Consider the following 8,487-nt stretch of genomic DNA (forward strand, 5'->3'; position numbering starts at 1 on the left):
AGTTTATTCTTAAACTAAAATCTTTTAGTCCATTGGCAAAGACAGTCGAACAAAGAGTAAATTTTGCAACAAGTAAGCACATTATAGACTATCCGGATTTTCTGGATGTGCAATTGCAATCATTCAGAGAATTTTTCCAGATAGATACCACATCAGACGATCGCTCTAGCGAAGGTTTGTTCAAAGTGTTTGCTGAAAACTTTCCAATAACAGATTCAAGAAATATCTTCGTATTAGAGTTTCTTGATTATTTTGTTGATCCGCCACGTTATGATATACATGAGTGTATTGAGCGTGGATTAACCTACAATGTTCCATTAAAAGCAAAGCTTAAGCTTTCTTGTAATGATGTAGAACATGAAGATTTTGAAACCATTATCCAGGATGTGTACTTAGGTACAATCCCGTATATGACACCAAAAGGTACATTTGTAATCAACGGTGCAGAACGTGTTATCGTTTCGCAATTACACCGTTCTCCGGGCGTGTTCTTCGGCCAAAGCCGTCACACTAACGGAACCAAATTGTACTCTGCACGTGTAATCCCTTTCAAAGGTTCATGGATCGAGTTCGCAACAGACGTTAATAACGTAATGTATGCTTATATCGATCGGAAGAAAAAATTTCCGGTTACCACTTTATTACGTGCTATCGGTTACGATTCTGATAAAGATATCTTGGAACTTTTTGATCTTGCTGACGAAGTAAAAGTTAGTAAATCAGGTTTAAAGAAATACATCGGTCGTAAACTGGCGGCAAGGGTATTGAAAAAATGGGTAGAAGATTTTGTTGATGAAGATACTGGTGAGGTAGTTTCTATCGACCGTAATGAAGTGATTCTCGAAAGAGAAACCGTTTTAGAAGACGAACACATTGATATGGTTATCGAAGCTGGCGTAAAAAGCATCATCTTATCAAAAGAAGATGGCGCAAGTCAGGCTGATTATACCATTATATATAATACCTTACAAAAGGATACCTCAAACTCAGAAAAAGAGGCTGTAGAAAACATCTATCGTGCTTTGCGTAACGCAGAACCACCTGATGAGGAAACAGCCCGTGGTATCATTGATCGTTTATTCTTTTCAGATAAACGTTACGATTTAGGAGATGTTGGTCGTTACCGCATTAACCGTAAATTGAAAATGAATACCCCTGATGAGGTTAAGGTATTAACAAAAGCAGATATCATTGCGATTGTAAAATACCTGATCAAGTTGATCAACTCTAAAGAAGAGGTGGATGATATCGATCACTTATCTAACCGTCGTGTACGTACGGTAGGTGAGCAGTTGTACGCACAATTTGGTGTGGGTTTAGCCCGTATGGCCAGAACCATCCGTGAGCGTATGAACATCCGCGATAACGAGGTTTTTACCCCAACTGATTTGATTAACGCACGTACGTTATCATCAGTAATCAACTCTTTCTTTGGTACCAATCAGTTATCTCAGTTCATGGATCAAACCAATCCATTGGCAGAGATTACGCACAAACGCCGTTTATCGGCTTTAGGTCCAGGTGGTTTATCACGTGAGCGTGCCGGTTTCGAGGTACGTGACGTTCACTATACGCACTATGGCCGTTTATGTACGATTGAAACACCAGAGGGACCGAATATTGGTTTGATTTCATCACTTTGTGTGCATGCAAAAATCAATAATCTAGGTTTTATTGAAACACCATACAAACGTGTTGAAGATGGTAAAGTAGTTGTAGATTCAGAGGTTATTTATTTGTCTGCAGAAGATGAAGATGGTAAAACCATTGCACAGGCCAATGCAGAGTATGATGATAATGGTAACTTTACTACACCACGTGTTAAAGCGCGTTACGAGGGCGACTTCCCGATTATTGAGCCTGAGAAATTAGACTTAATGGACGTTGCGCCTAACCAGATTACTTCAATTGCTGCTTCGTTAATTCCGTTCCTGGAACATGATGATGCGAACAGGGCTTTGATGGGATCAAACATGCAACGTCAGGCCGTACCATTGTTACGTCCTGAAGCACCGATTGTGGGTACAGGTTTGGAAGGTCGCGTTGCACGTGACTCAAGAACTTTGATCAATGCAGAAGGTGATGGTGTTGTAGAGTACGTTGATGCCAACGAAATTACCATTAAATATGAGCGTAACGAAGATGATCGTTTAGTTTCATTTGAAGGTGATAGCAAAACTTACCGTTTAATTAAATTCAAAAAAACCAACCAAAATACTTGTATCAACTTAAAACCAATCGTTAAGAAGGGTCAGAAAGTAACTAAAGGACAAGTGCTTTGTGAAGGTTATGCTACTGAAAATGGTGAGTTGGCCTTAGGGAGAAACTTAAAAGTGGCGTTCATGCCATGGCAGGGTTTCAACTTTGAGGATGCGATTGTAATCAACGAGCGTATTGTTCGTGATGACGTTTTCACTTCATTGCATATTGAAGAGTTTGAATTAGAAGTACGTGATACTAAACGTGGAGAAGAGGAATTGACACCTGATATCCCGAACGTTTCTGAAGAGGCTACTAAAGACCTTGATGAAAATGGTATTATCCGTATTGGTGCTGATGTAAAAGAAGGTGATATTTTAATTGGTAAAATTACACCTAAAGGAGAGTCTGATCCTTCACCGGAAGAGAAATTACTACGCGCAATTTTTGGAGATAAAGCAGGTGATGTTAAAGATGCATCTTTAAAAACTCCTCCTTCTATCCAGGGTGTGGTAATTGATACCAAATTATTCAGCCGTGCTAAGAAAACTACAAAAGCTGAGGAAAAATCAGCAATTGAGAAATTAGACAAGGCATATAATAATATCACTGAGAAATTAAAGGCAGAATTAGTAGACAAATTATTCGCTATCGTAAATGGAAAAACATCACAAGGTGTATACAATATTTACAAGGAATTATTAGTTGCTAAAGGTGCTAAGTTTACGCAGAAAATTTTAGCCGAGCTTAATTACGAGCACATTAGCCCTAACAAGTGGACTACTGATGATGATAAAAATGAGCTGATTAAAATGTTGCTTCACAACTACGGTATCCGTGTTAACGAAGAGCTGGGTGCTTACAAACGCGATAAATTCGCGATCAGTGTAGGTGATGAGCTTCCTTCAGGAATCGTACAGATGGCAAAAGTTTATGTGGCTAAAAAACGTAAATTGAAAGTAGGTGATAAAATGGCAGGTCGCCACGGTAACAAAGGTATTGTTGCACGTATTGTACGTGATGAAGATATGCCTTTCTTAGCTGATGGTAGCCCGGTTGATATCGTGTTGAACCCGCTGGGTGTACCTTCACGTATGAACCTTGGCCAGATCTATGAAACCGTATTGGCATGGGCCGGTAAAGAATTGGGTGTTAAATTTGCCACGCCGATTTTTGATGGTGCTACGCACGATGAGGTGGAAGAGTGGATTGCTAAAGCGGGTGTTCCTGCTTCAGGAAAAACCTACTTGTACAATGGTTTAACAGGTGAGCGTTTCGATCAGACTACAACTGTAGGTATTATCTACATGTTGAAATTAGGTCACATGGTTGATGATAAGATGCACGCCCGTTCAATCGGACCATACTCATTGATTACACAACAGCCATTGGGTGGTAAAGCCCAGTTCGGTGGTCAGCGTTTTGGTGAGATGGAGGTTTGGGCATTAGAGGCATTCGGTGCAGCTAACATTCTTCAGGAGATCTTAACCGTTAAATCGGATGATGTAATCGGAAGAGCCAAAACTTACGAAGCCATTGTTAAAGGTGAAAACCTACCAACGCCGGGTGTACCAGAATCGTTTAACGTATTGGTACATGAGTTACGCGGATTAGGTTTAGATATTACATTAGATTAATTAAGGTAGAGGGTTAAAAGGTAGAAGGTTGAGGGTTCAAACGCCCTCCGCCTTCCGCCTTCCGCCTTCCGCCTTTAACCTTACATAAGTATGTCTTACAAAAAGGATAATAAATTAAAAAGCAATTTCACATCCATCACAATTAGCTTATCGTCTCCGGAAATTATTTTGGAACGTTCAAGCGGTGAGGTGTTGAAACCAGAAACCATTAACTACCGTACTTACAAACCTGAGCGTGATGGTTTGTTCTGTGAGCGTATTTTTGGTCCGGTAAAAGATTACGAATGTCATTGCGGTAAATACAAACGGATCCGTTACAAAGGGATAGTTTGTGATCGTTGTGGTGTTGAAGTAACAGAAAAGAAAGTACGTCGTGAGCGTATGGGACACATCGCTTTGGTGGTTCCTGTTGCACACATCTGGTATTTCCGTTCTTTACCAAATAAAATCGGTTATTTATTAGGTTTACCTACTAAAAAATTAGATTTAATTATCTATTACGAGCGTTACGTAGTTATCCAATCAGGCTTAATGGCTGAAGAAGGTATCAACTATATGGACTTCTTAACTGAAGAAGAATATTTAGATATCTTAGATAAATTACCTAAAGAAAACCAATATTTAGATGATAAAGATCCTAATAAATTCATCGCCAAAATGGGTGCTGAAGCATTAGAAGATTTATTAAAACGTATTGATTTAGATACTTTATCTTATGACTTACGTCACCAGGCTGCTAACGAAACTTCTCAACAACGTAAAAATGAGGCTTTAAAACGTCTTCAGGTTGTTGAAGCTTTCCGTGGTGCCAATACACGTATCGAGAATCGCCCTGAATGGATGATTGTTAAAATCGTTCCGGTTATTCCACCAGAATTACGTCCTTTGGTTCCATTAGAAGGTGGCCGTTTCGCTACTTCAGATTTAAATGATTTATACCGTCGTGTAATTATCCGTAACAACCGTTTAAAACGTTTAATCGAGATTAAAGCACCAGAGGTAATTTTACGTAACGAAAAACGGATGTTACAGGAAGCTGTAGATTCGTTATTCGATAACTCACGTAAAGTTAACGCGGTAAAAACTGAAGGTAACCGTGCTTTGAAATCACTTTCTGATATTTTGAAAGGTAAACAAGGTCGTTTCCGTCAGAACTTATTAGGTAAACGTGTGGATTATTCAGCTCGTTCGGTAATTGTTGTAGGGCCTAGCCTTAAATTACACGAGTGCGGTATTCCTAAAGATATGGCTGCTGAGCTTTACAAACCGTTCATTATCCGTAAGATGATTGAGCGTGGTGTGGTAAAAACAGTTAAATCTGCTAAGAAAATCGTTGATAGAAAAGATCCATTGGTTTGGGATATCTTGGAAAATGTATTAAAAGGTCACCCGGTATTATTAAACCGTGCACCTACGCTACACAGACTAGGTATTCAGGCTTTCCAGCCAAAATTAATCGAAGGAAAAGCGATCCAGTTACACCCATTAGTTTGTACCGCATTCAACGCCGATTTTGACGGTGACCAGATGGCTGTGCACTTGCCATTAGGTAACGCAGCAATTTTGGAAGCCCAGGTGTTAATGTTGGCTGCTCACAACATCTTAAACCCTGCAAACGGTACGCCGATTACAGTACCATCACAGGATATGGTTTTAGGTCTTTATTATATTACTAAAGGCCGTAGAACAGATGAAACCAGAGTGGTTAAAGGACAGGATTCTGCTTTCTATTCTCCAGAAGAGGTTATTATTGCTTATAACGAGAAAGAATTAGACTTGCATGCATTTATCAAAGTAAGGGTAAATGTTAAACAAGCCGATGGTTCTATCGTTAATAAATTAACTGAAACTACTGTAGGTAGGGTATTGTTCAACCAGATGGTTCCTGAAGAGGTTGGTTATATCAATGAATTATTAACCAAAAAATCTTTAAGAGATATTATTGGTGAAGTAGTGAAAATGACTGGTATGGCCCGTGCTTCACAATTCCTGGATGATATCAAAGAATTAGGTTTCAAAATGGCATTCCAGGGAGGTTTATCGTTCAACTTACAAGACGTAAACATTCCGGTTGAAAAACATACATTATTAGAACAGGCAGCAGCTGAAGTTGAAGAGGTAAGAAACAACTATAACATGGGTTTCATTACCAACAACGAGCGTTACAACCAGATTATCGATATCTGGACCCGTATCAACAACAGGTTAACTACTTTCGTTATGACTCAGTTATCTTCAGATAACCAAGGTTTTAACTCTGTTTACATGATGCTTGATTCAGGTGCACGTGGATCTAAAGAGCAGATTCGTCAGCTTTGCGGAATGCGTGGTTTGATGGCTAAACCTCAAAAATCAGGTTCAGGTGGCGATATCATCGAAAACCCGATCTTATCAAACTTTAAAGAAGGTTTATCGGTATTAGAGTACTTTATCTCTACTCACGGTGCACGTAAAGGTTTGGCGGATACGGCGTTAAAAACGGCGGATGCGGGTTACTTAACCCGTCGTTTACATGATGTGGCACAGGATATGATTGTTAACGATGATGATTGTGGTACTTTAAGAGGTATGTACACAACCGCATTAAAAGATAACGAAGATATTGTTGAGCCATTGTATGAACGTATTTTAGGTCGTACATCATTACATGATGTGTACAATCCTTTAAATGGCGAGTTATTGGTCGCTGCTGGTCAGGATATTGATGAGGATGTAGCTAAAGCGATTGAAGAGTCGCCGCTTGAAGGCATCGAAATCCGTTCGGTGTTAACCTGCGAGTCTAAACGTGGTGTTTGTGCATTATGTTATGGACGTAACTTAGCATCTGGTAAACGCGTTCAAAGAGGTGAGGCAGTTGGTGTAATTGCAGCACAATCAATCGGTGAGCCGGGTACACAGTTAACACTTCGTACTTTCCACGTGGGTGGTACTGCATCAAACATTGCTGCAGAATCAAATATCGTAGCCAAGTTTGATGGTGTAATCGAATTCGAAAACATCCGTACTGTGGATACACAAACAGAAGATGGTACGGTACAGGTAGTATTGGGTCGTTCAGGTGAGTTTAGAATTGTTGAGCCGGGAAGCGGTCGTGTGATCGTAACCAATAACATCCCTTACGGAGCTTTCTTATTTGTTAAAGAAGGTGATAAAGTAACCAAAGGCGACAAAATTTGTTCATGGGATCCGTACAACGCGGTTATCCTTTCAGAATTTGCCGGTAAAGCACAATTCGATGCCATTATCGATGGTGTAACTTACCGTGAGGAATCTGATGAACAAACTGGTCACAGAGAAAAAGTAATTATTGATACCCGTGATAAAACGAAAAACCCTTCTATTCAAATCGTTGACAAGAAAGGTGAGTTTATCAAAGGTTATAACATTCCGGTAGGTGCGCACGTTTCAGTTGATGAAGGTGAAGCGATCCAAACCGGTCAGATTATTGCTAAAATCCCACGTGCAACTGGTAAAACCCGGGATATTACAGGTGGTTTACCTCGTGTAACAGAATTATTTGAAGCCCGTAACCCATCTAACCCAGCTGTAGTAACTGAGATTGATGGTGTGGTAACTTTAGGTGGTGTTAAACGTGGTAACCGTGAGATTACCATCGAATCTAAAGATGGTGAAGTTAAAAAATACCTTGTTCCATTGTCTAAACACATCCTTGTACAGGATAACGACTTTGTGAAAGCAGGTATGCCATTATCTGATGGTTCAATTTCTCCTGCTGATATCCTTGCCATTAAAGGACCTGCTGCAGTTCAGGAATACTTAGTAAATGGTATCCAGGAGGTTTACCGTTTACAAGGTGTGAAAATTAACGATAAACACTTCGAGGTGATTGTTCACCAGATGATGCAGAAAGTTCACATCGAAGATCCTGGAGATACTATTTTCTTGGAAAACAATGCAGTAGACCGTTGGGACTTCTCAGAAGAAAACGATGCCATGTACGACAAGAAAGTTGTTGAAGATGCAGGTGATTCAACCGAATTCAAACCAGGTCAGATTGTATCGTTACGTAAATTAAGAGACGAAAACTCTCAATTGAAACGTAAAGATTTGAGACAGATCACAGTTAGAGATGCAAGACCAGCAACTGCAAGTTCTATCTTACAAGGTATTACCCGTGCATCATTAGGTACTAAATCGTTCATTTCTGCGGCTTCGTTCCAGGAAACTACGAAAGTATTAAATGAGGCAGCTATTGCGGGTAAACGCGATAATATGTTAGGCTTGAAAGAAAACGTGATCGTTGGTCACCTAATCCCTTCAGGTACTGGTGTACGTGGTTACGAAAGAATCATCGTTGGTTCACAAGAAGAATACGATAAATTATTAGCTTCGAAACAAGAAGAAGTAGAAGCTTAATATTTTTTGATATTTTGTTTTAAAACTCCCTCCATATTGAGGGAGTTTTTTGTTTGGAATAGATTTTGTAACTTTAGTTGTATTAGTGATAATTATGATGTCAGGTTTTTAGCACCAATACCTAATTCGATCGTCATGCTGAACTTGTTTCACTGTTGTCCGGTTAAAATTTACAAAGAAGAAAATACTTTGTTTTTAGGCTAATTGGGTTAGGTTATGTTTTAAAATCAATTTCCAAGGCGCCTCTTTTTAGACCGCTGTTATCTCTCCGTCC

2 protein-coding genes are annotated in these 8,487 nt (G+C 39.5%); both read left to right on the forward strand.

All coding sequences use genetic code 11. The features are described 5' to 3' along the window. The first annotated feature begins 32 nt into the window (after positions 1-32). Entirely contained in the window at positions 33-3,836 is a 3,804-nt protein-coding gene (rpoB, locus tag ACFE6N_RS14790) for a DNA-directed RNA polymerase subunit beta (RefSeq protein WP_378937643.1), read from the forward strand. A 90-nt stretch (positions 3,837-3,926) separates the two neighbouring features. Further along, entirely contained in the window at positions 3,927-8,213 is a 4,287-nt protein-coding gene (gene rpoC / locus ACFE6N_RS14795; protein ID WP_090982783.1) for a DNA-directed RNA polymerase subunit beta', read from the forward strand. Positions 8,214-8,487 lie beyond the last annotated feature (274 nt).

Source organism: Pedobacter sp. BG31 (assembly GCF_042464845.1).
Classification (GTDB): Bacteria; Bacteroidota; Bacteroidia; order Sphingobacteriales; family Sphingobacteriaceae; genus Pedobacter; species Pedobacter suwonensis.

Excerpts from the sequence above, each read along its gene's own strand:
- rpoC (WP_090982783.1), top strand. The coding sequence starts at position 3,927 with ATGTCTTACAAAAAGGATAATAAATTAAAAAGCAATTTCACATCCATC.